Below are 23160 nucleotides of genomic sequence, written 5' to 3'. Positions count from 1 at the left end.
GGGGAAGTCGATCATGGGCGAGCGCATGCTGCGGGGCAGCCGCCTCGGCGCAGTCAGCTACGAGTCCGACCGCAACACCGAGCTCGCGCCCCGCCAGACCCGGGAGTACCTGTGCGCCAAGGGCCACCAGTTCGAGGTGCCCTTCGCCGTGGACGCCGAGGTCCCGATGACCTGGGAGTGCAAGTTCGACGGCAGCACCGCCCGCCTGGTCGACGGCAGTGAGCCGGAGCAGAAGAAGGCCAAGCCGCCGCGTACCCACTGGGACATGCTGCTGGAACGGCGTTCCATCGCCGAACTGGAGGACATCCTCAACGAGCGGCTCCAGGAGGTCCGCACCCGCCGCGGTCGCATCTGAGACCTGACCACACAACGTGTCGGCCCCCGCAGGGACCCCTGCGGGGGCCGACACGTTGTGTGGTCAGCGGGGGGCCACCATGACCGCCTGCCGCAAGTACCCACGGCGCTCTCCGCAGGACCCGGGCCAGGGGCAGTACGCGACACCAGCCGGCGTACCCCGATGGCGAGCAGGCCGGCGACCAGCCAGGGCGCGCCGACGGTCACCGGCCGGAAATGATCTCCCCCTCGATGGCCGCCCCGGGCTCCGCCGTCGGCTGCGGCGCCGGCCCGGCCGTCGGCGCGCCCTGACGCACCCGCACCCGACGCGGACCGAACATCTCCGCCGCCACCATCGACGACATGCGCCGCTGCGCGACCCGCGCCGCCAGCACCCCAGCCGCCCGCCGCACCGGCGGCACCACCAGCACCAGGCCCACCACGCCACTGACCAGACCCGGCGCGGCCAGCAACCCCCCGGCGGCCAACCCGACCAACCCGTCAGTGACCTGCCGTCCCGGTGGCTGCCCACTGCCCGCCGCGGCCCGCAGCCCCCGCCACGCCCGCACACCCTCCCGGCGCAACAGCCACAACCCGGCCAGCGACGCCACCAGCACCGCCAACACCGCCGGCCCGAACCCCACCGACCGCCCCAACACCACGAAAACGGTCACCTCGACCACGACGGCCAGCAGCAGGGCCGGCGCGACGAACCTCAACCCTCGGCGCATGTCACCCCATCCGTGCCTCGACACCGGTCATCCCAGCATGACACGCACCCCGGTCACGGCCACCGCACCTGACCCGTCGCCGTGCCGTGCAACCCCCGCCGCACCGCCGTACGCCGGTCCTGCAACCCCCACACCGTGATCCGCCACAACGCCTCACCAATGATCAGCGGACTCATCTTCGACGCCCCCCGCTCCCGCTGGGCGAACGTGATCGGCACCTCCACGATCCGCAACCCGGCCCGGTACGCCAGCCGGCACAGCTCCACCTGAAACGAATACCCCTGCGAGCACACCGACTGCAGATCCAGCCGCCCCAACCCGGACAGCCGGTACACCCGGTACCCGCCGGTGGCATCCGACACCGGCATCCCCAGCACCAACCGGGCGAACCCGTTGCCGCACCGCGACAGCAGCAGCCGCCGCCACGGCCAGTTCACCAGCCGGGCCCCCGCCGCCCACCGCGACCCGATCACCACATCCGCGTCCCGCGCCGCGTCCAGCAGCGCCGGAAGTTCCCGCGGATCATGCGAACCGTCGGCGTCCATCTCCACCACCGCGTCGAAGCCACGCTCCCGCGCCCACCCGAACCCGGCCAGATACGCCGCACCCAGCCCGTGCTTACCGTCACGGTGCAGCACATGCACCCGCCGGTCCGCCGCCGCCAGCGCGTCCGCCGCCACCCCGGTACCGTCCGGGCTGGCATCATCGACGACCAGGACCTCCACCGCCGGCGCGGCCCGCCGCACCCCCACGACGATCGGCGCCACGTTGTCGACCTCGTTGTACGTGGGGACCACCACCAGCACCCGCCCCACACCCGGATACCCCGCCAACCGGTCCGCCCCCACCACAACCTCCTCCCGACACGTCACCCCCGGCGCCGCCGCACCGGCCACACCGCCCCGAGCACGCCCAGCGCCGCCGTCACCAGCAACGCCTCCGGCCACCAGCCCAGACGGGTCGCCACCGTCAACCCGGCACCGACACCCACCTGCGCCACCACCACCGCACCAGTGTTGAACCCGGTGGCGCCGCTTACCCGCCCACCGGCGTCCACGAACCCCGACACGCCCACCGTCGAGGCCATCAACGCCTCCCGGCCGTGTTCCACCGCCCGCAACCGCACCATCGCCAACTGCTGCCGGGCCTCCGCCTCGCTGAACGTGGCGTTGTTGGTCTGCACCGCCAGGATCTGCGCCCCACCGGTGACCGTGTCACGCACCACCGAGTCGTACGCCACCTCGAAACAGATCACGTCACCGACCGTGACCGGACCGGCCGACACCACCCCCGGCCGGTCACCGGCCACGAAATCCGACCGCACCCGATCCACCTGGCTACTGACCATCCGGGCAATATCCCGCAGCGGCACATACTCGGCGAACGGCACCGGATGCCGCTTGACGTACGTCTGCTCCAGATCCGCACCCGTACCGGGACGCCACAACAGTCCCGCGTTACGCACCTGCCCCGGCTGCGGACCACCCAGCACCGCACCCACCAGGATCGGCGCCCGTACCGCGTCGGCCGCCTGGGAGATCCGCGCCGCCGCATCCGCGTTACGCAGCGGATCGATGTCACTGGAATTCTCCGGCCACACCACCAGCTGCGGCTGCGCCACCCGCCCGGCCGCCACATCCTCCGCCAGCCGCACCGTGGCGTTGACATGGTTGTCCAACACCGCCCGCCGCTGGGCGTTGAAGTCCAACCCCAGGCGGGGCACATTGCCCTGCACCACCGCCACGGTCACCGAACCCGACCCGACCGTCGTCCCCACCGGCACCGCCCAACCGGCCGCCACCACCGCGACCCCGGCGCCCGCCGACGCCAGCACCGGCCGCCAGACCCGCAGGCCCCGACCACCGCGCGGGGCCCGCACCAACTGCCCCGACCGCCACACCGCCAGCAGCAGACACCCACCGACGGTGGCCACCGCGAACGTCACCAACGGCGCCCCACCGACAGCCGCCAGGCGCACCAGCGGCGCATCGGTCACCGCGAACGCCAACCGACCCCACGGGAACCCACCGAACGGCGTACGGTCCCGCAGCGCCTCCTGCGCCACCCACAACACACCCGTCACCGGCGGCCACCACCAGCGCACCCGGTCGACCAGCGGCGACACCCACGCCGTGGCCGCCCCCAACAACCCCAGATAGCCGGCCTGCAACACCGACAGCAGCAGCCACGGCAGGTCACCGGTGTGCAGATTCGTCCAACTCAACATCGGCACGAACAACGCCAACCCGGCCAGGAACCCCAACCCGAAACCCGCCCGCAGGCGACGCCGGTGCACCGCCGCGCCCAGCAACGCCACCCCCACCGGCGCCAACAGCCACCCGTCATACGGCGGGAACGCCCCCAACAGCACCAACCCGGCCGACACCGCCGCCACCACCGACAGCCACCACGGCAACCCCCGCCCCGCCACGGACCCCACCTGCTGCACGCGGCCCGCCGCCGTCACCTGCGCCTCGATCACGCGCCGAAGGCTACCCGCCGCCGACCCGCCCGACGCCGCCACGCACCCACCAGGAACACAAAATCGGGGCGCGGCCACTGGCCGCGCCCCGATGCTCCCAGGCCCCTCCCGGCCGGTGCGAGCCAACTGCAGTGCCCCGGACCTTCGGACCGACCGGACGGCGGACTGGCTGCCCCCGCCGGGCCGTTGTCTACTGGCCGTGCCCCACAGCTGCCCATACACCGGTAACCGCGGCCGGTTCGCGCCGCCCCGCCGACCCCCGCCCGCTGGACCTGGCCGCCGCGACACACCATCTGTCACTCGGCCAGCGGACGAAGGGACGAAGCGAACAACAGCCGCTTCCCGTGATAGGACTCAAAGACGGTACGACCCACCCCCCGGGGCCTGTCAACCGCCCCCCGGCCAGTCGTCGCCACCGCCACGGCGTGTCACCCCCTACCGGTCGGCGCCGGCCGCCAACCGGCCCCGCAGCAACGCCCGCGCCGCCTGCGGATGCTCCGCCGCCAGCAGGCCCCCCGCCGCCAGCACATACGCCCCGTCGACCACCGGCACCGCCGCCCGCGGCACCGACCAGCCACCCCCGTGATCGGCCAGCACCGCACCCAGCACCACGGCCACATCACCGGCCGGCGCGTGACGTAACACACCGCCCGAACCCACCAGCAACCGCACATCCCGCAAATCCCGGCCCGTGCGTTCCCCCGTGGCCGGACCCCGCGCATGCCGACGCACCGCCACCGTCGCCGCCAACGCCGCGATCCGCGCCTCCACCGCCCGGTCGGCCTCCGTCACCGGCAACCACCCCGGATCCGCGGCCCGCGCCGCCGCAGCCACCGCCAGCCGCTCCGCCGCACCGGCGTCGACCAGCCGTTCCGCCACCGCCGCCGCGACCACCCCCGGGGCGCTCCACCGCATCCCCAGATCCCCCTCCACGGTGCGGGCCCGCCACAACGAACCCGCCACCTCCCGACCGGGACCCGAGGCCCGCTCATCCGGCGTCAACACCGAATACACGTCCGTGGTCGCCCCACCGACATCCACCACCGCCAGATCACCACCGACGGCGTCGGCCAACACCTCCACCCCGGTCAGCACCGCATCCGGCGTCGCCGCCCGCACCAGCGACGCGAACCGGGGCCCCCGCGACAGGCCCTTACCACCGATCACATGCCGCAGGAACACCTGCCGAATCGCCGCCCGCGCCTCCTGCGGCGCCAACACCCCGATCTTCGGCAGCACGTTCCCGGCCACCGTCACCGGCACCCCACCGTCGACCAGCACCGCCGCGACCTCATCGCGCACCTGCGCGTTACCGGCCAACACCACCGGCACCCGCCACCGCATCCGCGCCAACCGGCCCGCGTTACGCCGCAACACCTCGGCGTCACCACCATCGGTGCCACCCACCAGCAGCAGCACATCCGGCCGCGACGCCCGCAACGCGGCCACATCGGCCCCCGACAACACACCAGCGGCCACATGCACCACCCGCGCCCCCGCCGACAGGCCCACCCGCGCGCCGGCCTGCGCCGTCACCAGCCGCTCGTAACCCACCACCGCCAGCCGCAACCCACCCCCGGCCGACGAGCACACATACCACGGCAGACCCGCCGGCAATCCCACCGTCGCCGACGCCACCGCCGCATCCAGCCCGTGCAGCACATCCGTGCCCACCGTCGTACGCGCCGACGCCGCCGACACCAACGCACCGTCAGCCAGATCCACCACCGCCACCTTCGTGAACGTGGACCCCACATCCGCGCAGACGGCGTACCCGCTCACGACGCGGCGGGCACGACCACCGTGCCGGTCGCCGTCACCGCCACCACCGGCGGATCCACCACCTCCGCCGCCGACTCACCCCGGTCCGGCCGACCCCGGCACACCACCCGACACTCGAAGTCGACCGTGCGGCTACGCCGACCCACCCGCGTCACCGTCGCCGTCACCTCCAGCACATCCCCGGCCCGCATCGGCGCCCGGAACTGCACATCCGCATACGAGGCAAACAACCCCTCATCACCATCGGTACGGATACACACCTCCGTGGCCACATCCCCGAACAACCCCAACGCGTACGCCCCATCCACCAGGCTCCCCGCGTAATGGGCATGCGAATACGGCACATACCGCCGGTGCGTCACCGTCAACCCGACCCGGGGGTCACTCATACCTTCGCCGCCTTCTTCGTGATCAACGCATGCACCAGGTAACTGGCCACCTCACCCGGAGTGGTCCCCCGACCGAAGATCCGATCCACCCCCAACTCGGCCGCCATCAACTCGTCGAACCGCGGCCCACCGACCACCAGCAACGGCCGCCGCCCCGCCGGCATCGCCTCCCGGAACGCCGCCGACATCTCCCGCGTGTTGTGCAGATGCGCATCCCGCTGCGTCACCACCTGCGACACCAGCACCGCATCGGCCCTCTCCACCCGGGCCGCCTCCACCAACTCCGGCACACTCACCTGCGCACCCAGGTTCGTCACCTTCAACTCGCGGTAGTACTCCAGACCCTTCTGCCCGGCGATACCCTTCACATTCAGGATCGCGTCGATGCCCACGGTGTGCGCATCCGTACCGATACACGCCCCCACCACCGACAACTTCCGCCGCAACCGCTGCTTCACCACCGCGTTGACCTCCTTGGCGGACAACAACGGAAAATCCCGCTCCACCACCTGCACCGCCGACAGGTCCACCAGATGGTTCACCCGCCCGTACACCACGAAGAAGGTGAACCCGTCACCCATCTGCTTCGCGTGCACCAACATCGCCGGATCCATGCCCATCTTCGCGGCCAACTGCAACGCCGCACCCTCGGCCCGCTTGTCATGCGGCACCGGCAACGTGAACGACACCTGCACCATGCCATCACCGGTGGTGTCCCCATACGGCCGCACGATCGTCCGGTCACTCATGCCGCCGCCCCCTCCAGGATCTCCGTGGCCGGGTTGTAGTACTCATCCTCGTGCCGCGCGACACCATCGCGACCCTTACCCCGGTCCGCCGGCCGCTTCATGATCCCGAACGTGCCCTCGGCAATCGCCGTCAACAACGACTGCTCACCGATCCGCTCCAACAGATCGATCGCCTCACCGAGAACCCGGTTCGCCCGCTGCTGAATGAACCCACCCGGCGCCGGCACGAAGTCCTCGCGCAACCCACCCGCCGCACCCAACACATAGCGGACGTTCTGCAGGGCGATGTCCCGGTCCGACAACCACGGCGTCACCACCGCCTCCGTCATCATCCCCACCAGCAGGATCCCCTGCCCGGTCATCGCCCCCACCAGATTGAAAAACCCGTCGAGCAGGTTCCCCCGGAACACATCCCCCGTCATGTGCTTCGTCGGCGGCATCCACTTCAACGGCGCATCCGGAAACAACTCCCGCGCCAGCAACGCATGCGCCAACTCCAGACGGAACGACTCCGGCACATCCGGATTGATCTCGAACGCGTGCCCCAACCCCAACTGCCAGTCCGCCAACCCCGCCTCATGCGCAAAGAACTCATTCAGCAGCTGCGACACCGTCACCGTGTGCGCCTCATCCACCGCATCCGCAGTGGTCAGGTAATTGTCCTCACCGGTGTTGATGATGATCCCCGCCCGCGCATGCACCTGCCGCGAAAACCGCTGGTCCACAAAGGTCCGGATCGGATTGATGTCCCGGAACAGAATCCCGTACATCGAATCGTTGAGCATCATGTCCAGACGCTCCAACCCCGCCAGGGTCGCCATCTCCGGCATACACAAACCAGACGCATAGTTCGTCAACCGCACATACCGGCCCAACTCCTTCGACGAGGCATCCAACGCCGCCCGCATCAACCGGAAGTTCTCCTGCGTGGCATACGTACCCGCAAACCCCTCCCGAGTCGCCCCCTCCGGCACATAGTCCAACAACGACTGCCCCGTCGACCGGATCACCGCGATCACGTCCGCACCCGCCCGCGCCGCCGCCTGCGCCTGCGGAATATCCTCGTAAATATCCCCCGTCGCCACAATCAGATAGATCCACGGCCGCTGCGCAGGATCACCGAACCGCCTCACCAGACGATCCCGCTCAACCCGACGCCGGTCAATCACCCGGATCCCCGCCGCCACCGCCCGACGCGCCGCCCGACGCGCCGCCACCGCAGCCCGACCCGACGGCACCCCGAACCGCACCGACCCCGCCGCCGCCTTCTGCGCCAGCAACGTCACATCGGCGATCTGCTCCCGCACCAGGGCGTCGAACACCGGCACCGCCACCCCGTGGCCCAACCCGACATCCGCGACCACCGCATCCACCAGACGGTTCACCCACGGAATACCATCCGGATCCGCCCCGGTCACCCCCGCCAGCCGCAGCACCGCCCGCTCCACCGACACGGTGGTGTGGCTACGCGCCAGATCCACCACCGGCCGCCCGGCGCGACGCGCCAACTCCCGCGCCCGAGCGACCAGCACCGGATCCAGGTCAAGCTTGCCTGTCACGAAGACCCTTCCTCATAGATCACCTCACCACGCAGCACCGTGCGCCGACACACCGGCAACGGCGTCGGATCCTGCGGACCCCGCACCTCCGGATCCAGCGCCTGCAACACCGGCAGACCCCGATCCACCCCCGCCGGCGACGACCACACCGCGAACGTCGCCGGCGCCCCCAACGCCAACACACCCTCGTTGTCCAGGTGCACCGCCCGCCAGCCACCCCGCGTGTGCGCCGCGAACGCCGCCCGCACACTCATCCGCTGCACCGGATTGTGATGCGCCACCGCCGCCCGCACCGAACCCCACGGATCCAACGGCGTCACCGGCGAATCCGACCCGAACGCCAACGACACCCCGACGCCATGCATCGCACCCATCGGATTCGACTCCCACGACCGGTCCAGACCCAACCGCGACTCATACATCCGACCCGCGCCACCCCACAACCGGTCGAACGCCGGCTGCATCGACGCCACAATCCCGTACTCCACGAACCCCGCGATCAACCGCTTGTTCATGATCTCCGCGTGCTCCACCCGATGCCGCGCCGCCCGAACCCGTTCGACCCCCAGCACCTGCGCCGCACCCGCGAAACCCGCCAACACCGTCGCGATCGCCGCATCACCGATCGCATGGAACCCGCCCTGCATCCCATGCCCCGCACAATCCAGCAGATGCTCCCGCACCTGCCCCGCACTCACATACCCATGCCCACACCCACCCGGCTCACCATCCAGGTACGGCTGCGACACATGCGCCGTCCGCGACCCCAACGCCCCATCCGCATACAGGTCACCACCGGCACCCACCGCACCCAACTCCCGGGCCTTCGCCGCACCCAGCAGCTCACCCCAGTAGCCGTACACCTCCGGCAACCCCGCACCCGACAACGCCAACAGACCGGTGAAGTCCTCCTCATCCGACGTCCCCGGCCCACCACACTCATGCACCGCCGCGATACCCAACGACGCCGCATGCGCCAACGCCACCCGCTGCGCCGCCACCCGCTGCGACCGCGACACCGACCCGAGCGCCACCTCACGCACCACGTGATGCGCATCCCGCCGCAACCAGCCCGACGCGTCGTACCCCGGCACCGACACCACCCGCGGCACCACCGCCAACAACGCCGACGACACCAACGCCGAATGGATCGACGCCTGCGACAGATACACCCGCCGCCCACCGGCCGCCCGATCCAACTCCACCGCCGACGGCAACCCCGGATCCGGCCACGTCGACTCGTCCCACCCGTGACCCAACACCACCGCATCCGCCGGCAACCCCGCCGCGAACGCCGCCACCCGCTCAATCACCTGCCCCGCCGACCGCGCAGCCGACAGGTCCAGCCCCGACAACGACAACCCGGTGTCCGTGCAGTGCACATGCGCATCCACGAACGCAGGCGTCACCAACGCCCCGTCCAACTCCACCACCCGGTCCGCACGCGGCGCCTCCGCATCCGCACCCAACCAGGCAATCCGCCCATCCGACACCAGCAGCGCCGTCGCGCTCGGATCCGCCGGACAGTGCAGCACTCCACCGCGGTACAACGTCGAGGGGTTCGTCATGGGGATCAGTCTGCCGCCAACCGCGCCTCGAAAAGCGCACGCACCCCGGCAACCTCCCGCACCAGCCCCAACGCCAACTCCGCGTGACCCGGCACGTACCCGTTACCCACCAGCATCGTCACGTCCGCCGCCAGACCCTCCGCGCCCAACGCCGCCGCCGCGAAACTCGTCGCCATCGAGAAGAACACCACCGTGCCGCCGTCCGCAGTCGCCAGGATCGCCCCATGCTCACAACCCGGCACATCCACACAGACCACCGTCACGTCCGCCGGCCCACCGAGCACACCCACCACCGCGTCCGCCAACACCACCGGATCCCGCGCATCGGCCAACGCCACCCCCGACGCCAGACCCGCCGCCACCAGCCCGTCGCGCTCCGCCACCACCGGCACCACCCCGACGGTACGACCCGCACCCGCCCGCGCCGCCGCCGCCAACGACAACGACCCGCTCTTCCCGGCCCCACCGACCACCGCAACAGTCACCGGCCGGTCATCACCGGCCCGCCGCCGGTCCGCCACATACCGCGACACCACCCGCGCCGTCAGCGCCGGCGCCCCACACACGTCCAGCACCGCCAACGACAACTGCGGATCCAGATCAGCCGGCAGCACCGCCGCAATCGACCGGGCGAACAGGATCGCGTACCCCGCACAGGGCGCCTGCTCCCCACGACCGTCCCACGACGCCAGGCCGTCGGTCACCACCAGCGGCGTCAACGTCAACGACACCAGCGTCGCCACCCGGTCCCCCGGCTTCAGCCCCAACGGCGAATCCGGACCGACCTCCTCCACGACACCGATCAGCATGCCGCCCGAACCGGTCACCGGGTTCTGCATCTTGCCCCGCGCAGCGATGATCTCGCACACCTCGGCCCGCACCGCCGCCCCGTCCCCGGCGTGCTTCTGCCACAACTGCCGGAAACTCGCCGCGTCCAGGTTCAACCGCTCCACCCGAATCCGGACCTCGTCCGCGCCGATCTCCCGGTCCACCCGCAACCGCTGCGCCGCCTGCGGCAGCACCCCGACCGGTTCCACCACCCGATGCAGACCCACCGGTGACGTCATGCCCACCCCCTCCGCCGCCGCAGCGCACCCCTAACCAGGGTCGCGTCGCGGGAAAACTTCCGGCAGACTAATTTCTTCACCGGAGAATTTCCAGTAGCCTTCGGGCCGCTGACTCGCAAAGCACGGCACAGAGGAGGGCACGTGACCCAGACCCACCCGGTGGGGACCATCCCCCACCCCCGTCACACCCCGGACGTGCCCGCCCCGGCACCCACCGCCGGCCAGCCCTACGAGTACCGGCGCAACCCCCTGGTCGAACCCGACTGGACCCGCTTCCCCGGCTGGCGCCACGTCACCCGCGACCAGTGGGAGAGCGCCCAGTGGCAACGGGTCAACTGCGTCAAGAACATCAAGCAGCTTCGCAACGTCCTCGGCGACACCGTCGACGAGACCTTCTACGACGACCTCGCCACCGACCAGAACGCCCTGGCCACCATGTCCATGCTGGTGCCGCCACAGATGCTCAACACCATGGTGCCCTTCGCACCGATGAGCACCGCGGCCTTCCTGGCCGACCCCATCCGGCGCTACATGATCCCGGTCGCCTCCGACCGGCGCACCGACTGGCCGTCACACCCCTACGCCAGCCGCGACTCGCTCCACGAACACGACATGTGGGTCGCCGAGGGCCTCACCCACCGCTACCCCACCAAGGTCCTCGCCGAACTGCTCTCCACCTGCCCGCAGTACTGCGGGCACTGCACCCGGATGGACCTGGTCGGCAACTCCACCCCCACCGTCGACAAGCTCAAGCTCAGCCTCAAGCCCGTCGACCGGTACGACGCCCACATCAGCTACCTCAGGGCCCACCCCGGCGTACGCGACGTCGTCGTCTCCGGCGGTGACGTCGCCAACGTCCCCTGGCGCAACCTGGAGTCGTACCTGATGCGGCTGCTGGAGATCGAGACCATCCGCGACATCCGGCTCGCCACCAAGGCCCTCATGGGCCTGCCCCAGCACTGGCTCCAGCCGGACGTCGTCGAGGGCCTGGAGCGGGTCGCCCGCACCGCCGCCCGCCGGGGCGTCAACCTCGCCATCCACACCCACGTCAACCACGCCCAGTCGATCACCCCGCTGGTCGCCCGGGCCGCACAGACCGCCCTCGACGTCGGCGTACGCGACGTCCGCAACCAGGGTGTGCTCATGCGCGGCGTCAACGCCACCGCCCCCGACCTGCTAGACCTGTGCTTCGCGCTCCAGGGCGAAGCCGGGATCCTGCCGTACTACTTCTACATGTGCGACATGATCCCCAACGCCGAACACTGGCGGGTACCGGTCTGGCACGCCCAGCAGCTCCAGCACGACATCATGGGCTACCTGCCCGGGTACGCCACCCCCCGGATCGTCTGCGACGTACCGTTCGTCGGCAAGCGCTGGGTGCACATGCTCACCGAGTACGACCGCGAGCGCGGCATCTCGTACTGGACGAAGAACTACCGCACCTCCATCGAGTCCGCCGACGCCGAGGCACTCAACAAGCGGTACGCCTACTACGACCCGATCGACACGCTGCCCGAATCCGGCCAGCAGTGGTGGACCCGGCACGACCTGTCCGCCTGATCCGGACAGACAATGCGGAAGGCCCCCGGGACTCTGGGGGGCCTTCCGCATTACCGAGGTCAGCGGGTGAAGGCGTCCCGCACGTCATGGCCGGCGTCCTTCACGTGCTCCCCCGCCTGCCGGGTACGCGCCTCCGTCTGCTGGGTGGCACCCTCGGCTTGGAGCCGCTCGTTGTCGGTCGCGTCGCCGAACTTCTCCTTCGCCGCGCCGGTCATCTCGTCGAGCTTGTTCTTGGCCTTGTCCGCGAAGCTCATATCGGCTCCTTCTGGTGATTGTCCAGCTCGGGGCTGCTATCGCCCGTAGCTAAGTAGTGCCCTTTTGGCGGTTGCCAGAAACCTTTGTCATGCGAGGTGGATCACCACGTGTATAGCGTCCTAGGAAGCTAGAGTTATGCTCGGATGGCGGCCGGTACGAGCGGGATCGTGGCTACGAGCGATACGCCGGATACCCGGTACGACGACGCCTGCCGGGTGTACCAATTACCTCGGAAAAGGAACGCGGCTGCGAGATGGCCCAGGAGGATCCAGCGTGACCGCACAGCCGGGCTTGGTGCCCGGGTCCCATCGGACCGCGGGCACCATGTTCGCCGCCCTGTACGGCGAGTTGGTACCGCACGCCTGGCGCAATCCCGATTCGGAGCTCGACGCCTACTCGCTGTTCTATCACCGGTCGATCGCCATGGGTTGGCTCGACGACAGGTCGGCCGGGGGCGGCGTGGAGGACCGCATGCTCCGCGCGCCTGGGCTGTGGGGGATGAACGACGCCGGGTGGGACCATCCCCTCGCTGATCCCGGGGCGGGATTGATCTCGTGGTTCCAGGTCGGAACCAGCGCGGTCGCTGACGATCGGCCGCTACCCGTGCAGCCCTTTCTGCGGTGTGCGTACGACGCGACAGCACGGGCCGGCACGCCGCACCTGTCTGCGGTCCAGGTCCTGCTGCCAGTCCAGGGGCTTGACCCCGCGTCGCGCCCGCCGTACGCGCCCATTCCGGCGATCCTGACGAAGCAGTGGTTCGCCGAGTGGGCCCCGGAAGCAAGGACCATGGTGGAGTTCAACATCAACAGCGGTCGGGATCCGTCGATCCCCGCTGCCGCCCAGCAGCTCACCGACCACCTTGGCCGCCTGATGCAGGACGTGTTCGTGTGCGAGTCCCACGACGTCGCTGGCCAAGAGGCCATCCTCCGCCCACCGTTCGACGACCGTTCCTGGAACGGCCCGCCTCTGCATGGCGTCGTGCTGCGCGGAGAGCTGGCCGAGTGGTCGTGTGACGCCATCGGGTGGCTGGCTGAGATCGTGGCCGACTCCACCGCCCGGCTCGGCGTCCGTTCACCACTGCTGCTCACCGTCACGCGAGCCCTCCCAACGCGCTGACCGGACCACCGACGCGGTGACTCGCGCGTTCAGGGTCCGCCGCACGCAGCGGAGGACATCGGCGAGCTGGCCAGGTCCGCCTGTTTCCCGAGGTCGGGCTCGGCATCCGTGTCGTCACCCGACTCTGGACGCCCACCGTCCGCACAAGATCGGATGCGGTGGGCGCTGTTCCCGCTCCGGTCCCCCAGCGGAAGCTCAGAGCGGCCCCGAGGCGGCTGAGCGATCGCTACGGACGGATGCGCAGGCGCACAGCCCGTAGAGCATCCTAGGATCCTTGACGAATGGGTATGGGGAAAGGTCGTGACGTTTGCGGTGCTGACGGTCGTCGCGCTGGTGGTGCCGACGGCCGGAATGGCGGTGCTCGCCGGACGGGGAGAAGGCCCGGGTGTGCCGCGGCATCAACAACCAGCCTGCCCGGGTGGCAGCTTGTCGGCGCTGATTCCCGACTGATCCTGATTAGGGTGTGAGGCGTGAGTCCGTCCCGCGTGTTCGAGGCTGAGAAGATCACCTTCCGGTACGGGAGGAAGGTTGCCCTGGAGCAGGTCAGCTTCGACCTCGGGGTGGGCGCCACGGTGCTGTTGGGCCGTAACGGCGCTGGGAAGAGCACTTTGATCGCCGCATTGGTGGGCGCGGCGCAGCCGGTGGGCGGCCGCGTGCTGCTGGACGGTCGCGTGGTAGGAGGTGGCAGCCGGCGCGGGCGGGGGGTTCTGCGGGATATCGGCTGGTTGCCGCAGTCGTTCGGGTTTCCTCCACAGATGAGTGTGGAGGAGTTCGTGGGCTATGCGGGCTGGCTCAAGGAGGTGCCGCGTGCCCGCCTCGCTGGGCGGGTGTCGGAGACGATCTCGCTGGTCGGTCTGAGTGACAAGGCCCGGCAGGCTCTTGGGACGCTGTCGGGGGGGCAGTTGCGCCGCGCGGGCCTGGCTGCGGCGGTGGTCGCGGAGCCCGCGGTACTGGTGTTGGACGAGCCGACAGCAGGGTTGGATCCCGAGCAGCGGGAGGAGTTCCACGACCTGGTCCGCACGCTGCGGACACGGACCGTGGTACTGGTCGCGACGCACCTGCTGGAAGATGTAGAGGCGTTGGCCCAACGGATCATGGTGCTTGATGACGGCCGTCTTCTGTGGTCGGGAACGCCGCAGGAGTTGATCGAACTGGCTGGTTCGGAGTCGGGCCTACAGGGCCTGCGTCGAGGGTTTCAGGCCGTGTTGGGCAGCGCCAGATGAGGATCCCGTACGCGCGGGGCAGTTTCCTGCGTAGCCCATTGGCGGTGGGTGTGCTGCTGGCGCTGGTGATCGCCACGCAGGGCGTGGCGCAGGCGGCTCTCAACGCCGAGGAATGGATCGGCAACTGGCGAACCACGAGCAGCAGCCTGCGGTACGCCAGCTTGTGGGGTGCCTGCGTCACTGCGGCGGCGGCCGCGTGGGCGGTCGCCACGCCGCGACGGAACCGGTACGCGCCGATGCTGACGACCGCGTCCCGTTCGGCCTGGCGTGTGTACGGGGCCGCGCTGACGGCGGTGGTCGGCGGCAGTCTTCTCGGCTATGTCGTCGTGGCCGCCTACGTAATATGGACCACCCAGCGCAGCGCCACGCACGGCACCATCAACGTCCTGGACATGCTGCCGGCAGCGGGATGGACGATGGCGGGTGCCGGGATCGGCGTCGTCGCCGGCCGGTTCCTGCCAGCCGTCGTGGCACCAGTGGCAGCGGCGACCGCCCCCTATCTGCTTCCGGCAGTCGGGATGTCCGTCGACCTCTCCACCGGCCGGGTCTTCTTCGGTGACCTGTTCGGCCTGGATGATTCGGCGCGCGACTATCTGCGTCCCCCGACCGAACTCCTGGTCAGCAAGACCGCGCTCTGGGTCTTACTCGGCGTGGCCGCGGTGGCCTGGGTCCTCAGGAGTAACCGGCTGGCGTACGCGCTGGTGCTGGCGGCCGGGTTCGCCGCCGCTGGCGCCTTCCTGGTCGCCGGCGCCCGCTACGACGTGCCCGAGGAGTACGCCATCAAGTGCCTCGGGGACAGCCCGCGCGTCTGCACCGACCGCGCGCACGACCACCTGCTCCCGCAGTACCACCGTCTGGTGCGACAGGGACTCGGACACATCGACGGGTTGTCGTTGACGGGGCGCACCGTCGTGCACAGCTCATCCCTCTTCCCCAACGCACAACGGTTCACCGAGACCGCAGCCGACCCAGGGCCGGGCCAGCTCATCATCGAGATCACCAAGGGCTACACGTCGCCCGCACACGAGATCGACCCGCGCGCCTTCGTGGCCAGGCTCGGAACCGGGCTGTTCTTCACGCCGTGCCTCACCGCGCCACCGCAGAACGCCGCGTCGCTCGATGACGCCAGGATCCGGTCGATGATGCTCTACGGCTGGTGGCTGCGGCACCACAACCTGCCGACCGACGGGTCGAACTACACCGGTGAGATCAACATCAACTACGCGACAGCCGAGAACGCGGCGCTCGCCACCCGGACCCAGGCGTTCACTGCGATGTCCGACGCCGACCGGGCAGCGTGGTTCCGCCGTAACGGACCGACGGTGCTCACCTGCGGGGACGGAGCGGACCGCTGAGACTGTTCCTGCTGCGCGCCCACGTCAAGGCGCACGGTGTCACCGGGCGCGCCATCGTCGCGTACCTGCTTGTCTGGCTCGGCATCGCCCTCACGGCCCGGTACCGGCTGTCCACCTTCGGGGTGAACTTCGCCCCCACCGGCAGCTCCCCCCTGGACACGGTCGCGGTCCTGACCACCCTGATACCCGCCGGAGTGATCGCCCGCTGCCTGCACAGCCGCGTCGAGTCCCTCGAAGCCACGCGCTCGCGGCGACGCCAACCCGGACGCACCCTCTGGCTCGCCACGGTGTGCCTGCTCGCGGCCGCCAGCCCGATCGTGATCACTCCGATGCTCCAGGAACAGATCAACAGGACGGCCTTTGTGGCAGCGTGGACCGTCGTACTCGGCACCTACCTGCTGGCTGGGATCGTCATGCCAGCCCTCGCCGCATTCGCCGCCACCCTCATCGTGGTGATCGTGTTCAGCAGTCCAGGCGTGATCCCGTGGGAGCACAACGTCCTCTACAACGTGCAGCTCAGCGGCCTTACCACCGTGATCGGCGTCGCGCTGCTCAGCAGCACAGTCCTCGCCGCCGCACTGGTCAGGAGAACCGACCCCCTCACCAACCACGGCGTGCCGTCCTGACTCCCGGCCAGGGACGGACGCCCGAGGGGGACGGACCGCCGGGTACGACACGGGTCGCGTCGGAACGGTCACCCATGGTAGACCGGCAGGATGATCCAGACCGGTGGAAACGAGCTGTCAGCAGCGGTGCCCGGCACGGACGGGCACCTGCACCCCCCGGTGGAGCCGTACGCCACACACCGGATCACGGTCGGCGGCGGTCACGACCTGTACGTGGAGGAGGTCGGTCGGCCGGATGGCGTACCGGCGGTCTTCCTGCACGGCGGCCCGGGCGGCGGTCTGGTGCCGGCGGCACGTCGGTTCTTCGACCCCGGCCGGTACCGGGTCGTCCTGTTCGACCAGCGCGGCGCGGGACGGAGCACCCCGTTCGGCAGCCTGGTGGAGAACACCACCTGGCACCTCGTCGACGACATGGAGGTGATCCGCCGACGGCTGGGGATCGGATCGTGGCTGGTCTTCGGCGGGTCCTGGGGCACCACCCTCGGTCTGGCCTACGCGCAGGCACATCCGGAGCGGGTCACCGGCCTGATCCTGCGCGGCATCCTCCTGATGCGGCGCAGCGAACGGGAGTGGTTCTACCAGCGCGGCCTGCACCATCTGCAACCGGACGAGTGGGACCGTTTCACGGCCCCGATCCCCCAGGCCGAACGCCACGACATCCTGGCCGCGTACCACCGACGGCTGCACGGACCGGACACCGCCGAGGCGCGCGCCTGCGCGGCGGCGTGGGGCCGCTGGGAGGCGGTGAACTCGGCACTGCAGGTGGATCCCGAACTGCTCGCGCACCTGACCGGGGACGAGCAGGCCCTGCCGATCGCCCGGATCCTGTCGCACTACGGGGTGCACGGCGGTTTCCTCGACAGTGACACGCAGCTCCTCGACGGCGTGGACCGCATCCGGCACCTGCCGGCCGTGCTGATCCAGGGCCGCTACGACCTCTGCTGTCCGGCAATCAACGCGTACGACCTGGCGCGGCGGTGGCCGGAGGCAGAACTGCGGGTGGTGCCGGACGCCGGCCACTCCGCCCGGGAGCCGGGCATAGCCCGGGAACTGATCCGGGCGACCGACCGGTTCGCCGACCTGCTGTCGGCGCCACCCGCCGGCCGGGGATGACGACCCGACGACCGGTACTACTGTTGCGCACCATGTCCGACGCCTCGTTCCTCGAAAAAACCCGGGACTCCTACGACGCCATGGCCGTCGAGTACGCCGACCTGCTGCACGACGAGATGCAGCGCCGACCCCTCGACCGGGCGCTGCTGGCCGCCTTCGCCGAGCGGGTACGCGCCGGTGGGTCCGGTCCGGTCGCCGATGTCGGCTGTGGACCGGGCCGCGTGACGATCCTGCTGCACCGGCTCGGGTTGGACGCGTTCGGCATCGACCTGTCGCCCGCGATGGTCGCGCTGGCGAGGCGGACGTACCCGCGGCTGCGCTTCGAGGTGGGCTCCATGCTCGACCTGGAGCTGCCGGACGCCTCCCTCGGTGGGCTGCTCGCCTACTACTCGATCATCCACGTGCCCTGGTCCCGGCGGCCGGAGGTGCTGGCCGAGTTCCACCGGGTACTCGCACCGGGCGGGCAGCTGATGCTGGTCTTCCAGGTCGGTGACGAGATCCTGCACCGGGACGAGATCCTCGGCAAGCCGGTCGACCTGCACTTTCACCGGCAGCGGCCCGACGAGGTGGCGGAGCTGCTGCGCGGGGCCGGCTTCGACCTGTGGGCCACGGTCGTCAAGGAGCCCGAGGACACCGAGAAGACCCCGCAGGGCATCCTGATCGCCAGCAAGCCGGTCGAACCGACCGGACCGGTCAGCGGGTGACCTCGTCGAGCAGTTCGAGCAGGTGCCGGTAGGGCTGCCCGGTCGCCCGGGCCAGCCCGATCTCGCAGGTACGGTTCGCCGAGGCGTACGCGTCGTGCGAACCGGCCGCGACCGACCGGGCCTCCTCCCGGGTCGCGGCGGCGGTCAACTCGGGGTGTAGCAGGCCCCGGTCCCCGGCGAACCCGCAGCACTGCCAGCCGTCCGGCACCACCACCTCGTCGGCGACCGCGCGGGCCACCGTGAGCAGCGCGTCGTTGATCCCCAACCGGGTGGACGAGCAGGTCGGGTGCAGGGCCAGCGAGCCGAACCGGCGACGCACGGTCAGCCGGGGCAGCAGGTCGGTCGCGGCGTACGCCACCGCGTCGCGTACCGGCAGGTCGGACCCGGTCACGGCGAGCAGCCGGTCGAATCCCTCGGTGCAGGAGGCGGCATCGGTGACCACGGTCAGCTCACCGTCCCGGGTGGCCTCGCGCAGCGCCGGCAGCACCCGGTCCCGCATGGTCGCGTACCCGCCGGTGAGGCCCTTGGAGGACCAGGGAGTGCCGCAGCACAGGTCGGCGACGCCGTCCGGGACGAGCAGGCGCACCCCGGCCCGGTCGGCCAGGGCGAGCAGGGCACCGGTCACGCCCGCCCCGCCGTCGGCGGAGGCGAACATGGTGTTCAGGCAGGAAGGGACGTACACCGCGTGCGGGGCGTCGACGTGCCGGGGCCGGCGTACGGTGCCGCCACCGGGCAGGTCGCGTTGCCACTGCGGGATCCGCTCGGCGCCGAGCACGGCCCGCCCGGCGCGGGTGGCCGTCTCGGGCAGCCCGGGTGGCAGGGCGCCGGCCAGGTCGAGGCCGCGGGCGAGGACCCGGGTGGTGCTCCCCCACCGTCGGGCGGCGGCCCGCCACCCGGCCTGCGCGGCGCCGCCCTGCCGTTCGCCGCGCAACCGTTTGACGAGGTCACCGGTGTCGATCAGGACGGGGCAGGCGGTCGCGCACATGCCGTCGACCGCGCAGGTGTCGACCACGTCGTAGTCCTGGTCGGCGCGCAACTGCCGGGCCAGGTCGGTGTTTCCGTCGGCTTCGGCGGCGGCCAGTTCCCGGCGCAGCACGATCCGCTGCCGGGGCGTGGTGGTCAGGTCGCGGCTGGGGCAGACCGGTTCGCAGTAGCCGCACTCGACGCAGCGGTCCACCTCCGGTTCGACCTGCGGCACCGTCTTGAGGTGGCGCAGGTGGATGGTGGGGTCGTCGGTGAGCAGTACCCCGGGGTTGAGCAGGCCGGCCGGGTCGCAGAGCTGTTTGATCTCGCGCATCACCGCGTGCAGTTCGGCGCCGAACTGCCGGCGGACGTAGGGCGCCATCACCCGGCCGGTGCCGTGTTCGGCCTTCAGCGTGCCGCCCCGGGCCAGCACCGCGTCGGCCATGTCCTCGGTGAAGGCCGCGTACCGGTCGGGCGGTTCACCGTGCTCGAACCGCTCGGTGAGCATGAAGTGCAGGTTGCCGTCCTTGGCGTGGCCGAAGATGACGTTGTCGGTGTAGCCGTACCGGTCGAACAGCGCGGTCAGCTCGACGCAGGTGTCGGCGAGCGCGGCCACCGGTACGGCGACGTCCTCCAGCAGAGCGGTGGTGCCGGAGGGGCGGGCACCGGCGACGGTGGCGTAGAGCCCCTTGCGGATGTGCCAGAGCGCGGCGCGGGCGGCGGGTTCGCCGCTGAGCCGGGCCGGGCCGGCCAGCGGCAGTCCGGCGAGGAGGTCACCGGCGGCGTGTACCCGGTCGGCCAGTGCGTCGGGGTCGCTCTCCTGCCATTCCATCAGCAGCGCAGCGTGCTGCCGGACGGGCAGGTCACGCAGGGTCCGGTCGGCCTGCGGGTCCAGTTGGGCCACCCGCAGCGCGACCGTGTCGAGCAGTTCGATGGCGGCCGGGCCGGCGGCGACCAGGTCCGGCATGGCGGCCATCGCCTGTTGGAGGGTGTCGAACAGCAGCAGGCCGGTGGCGGCGTGCGGGTGCACGGGTACGGTGCGGAAGGTGGCCTCGGCGACGAAGGCGAGGGTGCCCTCGCTGCCGACGACCAGGTGGGTGAGCAGGTCGGCGGGCGAGGTGAAGTCGAGGAACGCGTTGAGCCCGTAGCCCATGGTGTTCTTCATGGCGTACTGGGCGCCGATCCGGCGTACCGAGTCGGGGTTGCCACGGACCCGGTCGCGCAGCCGGATCAGGCCGGCGTGCAGGTCGGGTTCGGTGGCGCGCAGGCGGTCGTCGGCGTCCGGGGCGCCGGTGTCGATGACCGTGCCGCTGGGCAGGACCAGGACCAGGGATTCGATGGTGCGGTAGGTGTTGAACTCGGTGCCGCAGGTCATGCCGCTGGAGTTGTTGGCGACCACGCCACCGACGGTGCAGGCCGACTCGCTGGCCGGGTCGGGGCCGAGTTTGCGGCCGTACCGCGCGAGCCGGTTGTTGACCTGACGCAGGGTGACCCCGGGCTGTACCCGGACCCGCTGGCCGTCGTCGAGCACGGTCAGGTCCCGGAAGTACCGGCGGGTGTCCACCAGGATCTGGTCGGTGACGGCCTGGCCGCTGAGGCTGGTGCCGCCGGAGCGGAAGGTCAGCGGTACCCCGGCGGTCCGGCTGGCCCGCAGTAGTCCGGCGACCTGGTCGATGCTGGTCGGGGTGAGTACGGCCTGCGGGTGCAGCAGGTAGTGCGAGGCGTCGTGGGCGTAACGGAGCCGGTCGACGGCCCGGGTGTGGACCCCGCCAGGGATGGCCGCCGCGAACGGGGCGAGCACCGGGTCGACGGTTCGTTGATCGGTACGACTCACGCGGCTCCCTCTCCCGGCGGACCAGAGGGCAGTTTAGGTCAAGACCGTTTTTGTCGTCGACGAGTGTCCGTGCATCGACGCCGGCACGCTCACCGGGGCGCGCGGTGGTCAGTACCGGGCCGCCGGTCCGGTCCGACAGGTCACCGAGTCCACGTCGGCGTAGCCGCCGTCGGCGCCGATGTCCTGCACCCACAGCCCGGCGAAGGCCCCGGCGCCGCCGGCCCCGGCGGGCCGGTCGGCGAGGATCGAGGCGTCGAGGACCGGTGGCAGGTCCCGCCACCCGTCGCCCAGGTCGCAACCGAAACGCAGGACCGGTCCGGCGAACCGGATCCGCAGGCCGATCCGGGCCCGTTCCCCCAGCCGGACGGTCGCCTCCGGGTGCGGGACCAGCCGGCCGGAGGCGCAGCTGAGCACCTCCAGTATTCGGTCCCCGGCGTCGGTCGCGGTGACGTACGCGTAGTGCCAGTTACGGCTGTCGTGGTACCCGGTGACCCCGGCGAGTTGCCGGTACGTGGCCGGCCGGAACTCCAGTACGGCGGTGAGCAGGAAGTTCGGGTCGGTGACCGGGCGGGCGACGAGGCTGGGCCGATGCCGACCGGCGGGTGACTGGCCGCCGGCGATGCGCAGGTGGGACCGGCGGGCGGTGAGACTGACCCAGTCCGGGGTGGCCGGCCGGCGCAGGGTGGACCACATCGGGCCGAGGGTGGGTGCGTCGAAGTCGTCGACCTCCGGTTCGACCGACCCGGACGGCAGGTCCGGGGCCGGTGCCGTGCCGACTGGCCCGCCGCCGTTGACGCGGGGCCAACCGTCGACGGTCCACCGCACCGGTTGCAGGGCTGCCTCCCGGCCGGGCGCACCGGCGCCGGGCGCCGGGTCCGGGCGGCCGGCGGGGTACGCCAGGTACCACCGGTCGTCCGGGGTGGCGACCAGACTGCCGTGCCCGGCCCGGGACGCCGGCAGCCCGGGACGGGTGACCGCGGTAAGCAGCGGTCCGGCCGGATCCAGCCGGTACGGGCCGAGCAGGTCCCGGGACCGGGCCACGCTCACCCGGGGCGTACCGTCCGCCCGGCTCCCGCCGGTGACCAGGTAGTGCCAGTTTCCGCGGCGGTACAGGCGTGGGCCGCCGGTGGTCCCGGCGGTTCCCCGCAGGATCAGCCGGACCGGGCCGATGGCCCGCCCGGCGGTCCGGTCGTAGCGCTGGATCTCGATGCCGGCGGTCCGGTCCCGGCCGGGCCGCCAGTCGGCGTGCACGGCCAGCAGCCAGGTGCTGCCGTCGTCGTCGTGGAACAGCGACGGGTCGGCGCCGTGGGCGTGCACCGGGACCGGGTCGGACCAGGGGCCGGTGATCCACGGGGCGGTGAGGACGTAGTTCTGCGGATCCCGGTACCCGCCGGCGACGCCGGGCAGGTGGGTGAAGGCCAGGTGGAACAGGTCGTCGGCCCAGGACAGGCAGGGTGACCGGACACCGGCGGAGTCCTCCACCCCGGTCAGGTCCAGCAGCCGGCGGTCGGTGAGGATGCCGCCGAGGGACCGCCAGTGCACCAGGTCCCGGGAGTGGTGCACCCGGACGCCCGGGTACCACTCGAAGGTCGGGGTGGCGAGGTAGTAGTCGGTGCCGACCCGCACGACCGACGGATCCGGGTAGAGGCCGGGCAGCACCGGCCCGGTGACCGGGGGCGGGACTGGGACTGCGGGCCGACCGGTGGTCCCGCGGAACATCGGACCTCCCCTCCTGTGCGACAGCGGGTCAG

21 protein-coding genes are annotated in these 23160 nt (G+C 71.0%); 9 read left to right on the top strand and 12 right to left on the bottom strand.

Annotation, left to right across the window (positions count from 1 at the left end; translation table 11 throughout):
- Positions 1–13: 13 nt before the first annotated feature.
- Positions 14–355: an RNA polymerase-binding protein RbpA gene (locus V6U90_RS13160; RefSeq protein ID WP_208814296.1), complete on the top strand. Its 342-nt coding sequence runs from the start codon at positions 14–16 to the stop codon at positions 353–355.
- A gap of 202 nt (positions 356–557) precedes the next feature.
- Here the strand turns inward: V6U90_RS13160 and V6U90_RS13155 are convergent, their stop codons facing one another.
- The 9 genes from V6U90_RS13155 to V6U90_RS13115 all read right to left on the bottom strand — a co-directional run bounded on the left by V6U90_RS13155 (position 558) and on the right by V6U90_RS13115 (position 10660).
- Positions 558–1064 (bottom strand): FxsA family protein, encoded by a 507-nt coding sequence (locus V6U90_RS13155; protein WP_334435120.1) that lies wholly within the window; start codon positions 1062–1064, stop codon positions 558–560.
- Positions 1065–1117: 53 nt separating this feature from the next.
- On the bottom strand, positions 1118–1912 hold the full coding sequence (locus V6U90_RS13150) for a polyprenol monophosphomannose synthase (protein ID WP_334435054.1): 795 nt from the start codon (positions 1910–1912) through the stop codon (positions 1118–1120).
- A 20-nt stretch (positions 1913–1932) separates the two neighbouring features.
- Positions 1933–3588, bottom strand: coding sequence for an apolipoprotein N-acyltransferase (lnt, locus tag V6U90_RS13145; RefSeq protein WP_442933579.1), 1656 nt, complete (start codon positions 3586–3588; stop codon positions 1933–1935).
- A gap of 393 nt (positions 3589–3981) precedes the next feature.
- Positions 3982–5328: a glutamate mutase L gene (locus V6U90_RS13140; RefSeq protein WP_334435052.1), complete on the bottom strand. Its 1347-nt coding sequence runs from the start codon at positions 5326–5328 to the stop codon at positions 3982–3984.
- Positions 5325–5717, bottom strand: coding sequence for a hotdog domain-containing protein (locus tag V6U90_RS13135; protein WP_334435050.1), 393 nt, complete (start codon positions 5715–5717; stop codon positions 5325–5327). Before V6U90_RS13135 ends, V6U90_RS13140 begins: the two co-directional genes overlap by 4 nt.
- The gene (locus tag V6U90_RS13130) at positions 5714–6466 is read right to left on the bottom strand and encodes an OAM dimerization domain-containing protein (protein ID WP_334435048.1); all 753 of its coding nucleotides are present in this window, start codon (positions 6464–6466) and stop codon (positions 5714–5716) included. The genes V6U90_RS13135 and V6U90_RS13130 overlap by 4 nt, the downstream gene beginning before the upstream one ends.
- The gene (locus V6U90_RS13125) at positions 6463–8025 is read right to left on the bottom strand and encodes a lysine 5,6-aminomutase subunit alpha (protein WP_334435045.1); all 1563 of its coding nucleotides are present in this window, start codon (positions 8023–8025) and stop codon (positions 6463–6465) included. The genes V6U90_RS13130 and V6U90_RS13125 overlap by 4 nt, the downstream gene beginning before the upstream one ends.
- Positions 8022–9593 carry an amidohydrolase gene (locus V6U90_RS13120; protein ID WP_334435042.1) on the bottom strand — a complete coding sequence of 524 codons (1572 nt, stop codon included), beginning with the start codon at positions 9591–9593 and terminating at the stop codon, positions 8022–8024. The genes V6U90_RS13125 and V6U90_RS13120 overlap by 4 nt, the downstream gene beginning before the upstream one ends.
- A 5-nt stretch (positions 9594–9598) precedes the next feature.
- On the bottom strand, positions 9599–10660 hold the full coding sequence (locus V6U90_RS13115) for a zinc-binding alcohol dehydrogenase (protein WP_334435040.1): 1062 nt from the start codon (positions 10658–10660) through the stop codon (positions 9599–9601).
- Between the two features lie 141 nt (positions 10661–10801).
- Between V6U90_RS13115 and V6U90_RS13110 the strand changes: the two genes are divergently transcribed.
- The gene (locus tag V6U90_RS13110) at positions 10802–12220 is read left to right on the top strand and encodes a KamA family radical SAM protein (protein ID WP_334435037.1); all 1419 of its coding nucleotides are present in this window, start codon (positions 10802–10804) and stop codon (positions 12218–12220) included.
- Positions 12221–12279: 59 nt separating this feature from the next.
- Here V6U90_RS13110 and V6U90_RS13105 read toward each other — a convergent pair whose 3' ends face one another.
- Entirely contained in the window at positions 12280–12474 is a 195-nt protein-coding gene (locus tag V6U90_RS13105) for a CsbD family protein (RefSeq protein ID WP_334435034.1), read from the bottom strand.
- Between the two features lie 274 nt (positions 12475–12748).
- On the opposite strand from V6U90_RS13105, the gene V6U90_RS13100 reads away from it, so the two are divergent.
- The 7 genes from V6U90_RS13100 (at position 12749) to V6U90_RS13070 (ending at position 18612) form a co-directional block, all read left to right on the top strand.
- Positions 12749–13591, top strand: a complete 843-nt coding sequence (locus V6U90_RS13100) for a hypothetical protein (protein WP_334435031.1) — start codon at positions 12749–12751, stop codon at positions 13589–13591.
- A 300-nt stretch (positions 13592–13891) separates the two neighbouring features.
- A complete protein-coding gene (locus tag V6U90_RS13095) occupies positions 13892–14041 on the top strand; it encodes a hypothetical protein (protein WP_334435029.1) in 150 nt (49 codons plus the stop codon).
- Between the two features lie 20 nt (positions 14042–14061).
- Positions 14062–14814, top strand: coding sequence for an ATP-binding cassette domain-containing protein (locus V6U90_RS13090; protein WP_334435027.1), 753 nt, complete (start codon positions 14062–14064; stop codon positions 14812–14814).
- Positions 14811–16169, top strand: a complete 1359-nt coding sequence (locus V6U90_RS13085) for a hypothetical protein (protein WP_334435024.1) — start codon at positions 14811–14813, stop codon at positions 16167–16169. Before V6U90_RS13090 ends, V6U90_RS13085 begins: the two co-directional genes overlap by 4 nt.
- A gap of 122 nt (positions 16170–16291) precedes the next feature.
- Complete coding sequence (locus tag V6U90_RS13080; protein WP_334435022.1) at positions 16292–16795, top strand: hypothetical protein; 504 nt, start codon at positions 16292–16294, stop codon at positions 16793–16795.
- A 90-nt stretch (positions 16796–16885) separates the two neighbouring features.
- Positions 16886–17908: a prolyl aminopeptidase gene (gene pip / locus V6U90_RS13075; RefSeq protein ID WP_334435020.1), complete on the top strand. Its 1023-nt coding sequence runs from the start codon at positions 16886–16888 to the stop codon at positions 17906–17908.
- A gap of 32 nt (positions 17909–17940) precedes the next feature.
- Positions 17941–18612: a class I SAM-dependent methyltransferase gene (locus V6U90_RS13070; RefSeq protein ID WP_334435018.1), complete on the top strand. Its 672-nt coding sequence runs from the start codon at positions 17941–17943 to the stop codon at positions 18610–18612.
- Here V6U90_RS13070 and V6U90_RS13065 read toward each other — a convergent pair.
- Complete coding sequence (locus V6U90_RS13065) at positions 18602–21409, bottom strand: FAD-binding and (Fe-S)-binding domain-containing protein (protein ID WP_334435016.1); 2808 nt, start codon at positions 21407–21409, stop codon at positions 18602–18604. The two genes, V6U90_RS13070 and V6U90_RS13065, sit on opposite strands and share 11 nt — an antisense overlap.
- Before the next feature lie 108 nt (positions 21410–21517).
- On the bottom strand, positions 21518–23128 hold the full coding sequence (locus V6U90_RS13060) for a family 43 glycosylhydrolase (protein WP_334435014.1): 1611 nt from the start codon (positions 23126–23128) through the stop codon (positions 21518–21520).
- Between the last annotated feature and the right edge of the window lie 32 nt (positions 23129–23160).

This window comes from Micromonospora sp. CPCC 206060 (genome assembly GCF_036906895.1).
GTDB lineage: Bacteria > Actinomycetota > Actinomycetes > Mycobacteriales > Micromonosporaceae > Micromonospora.
Note: the sequence above shows the minus strand (reverse complement) of the source record. Positions and strands in the feature narration are given on the sequence as shown.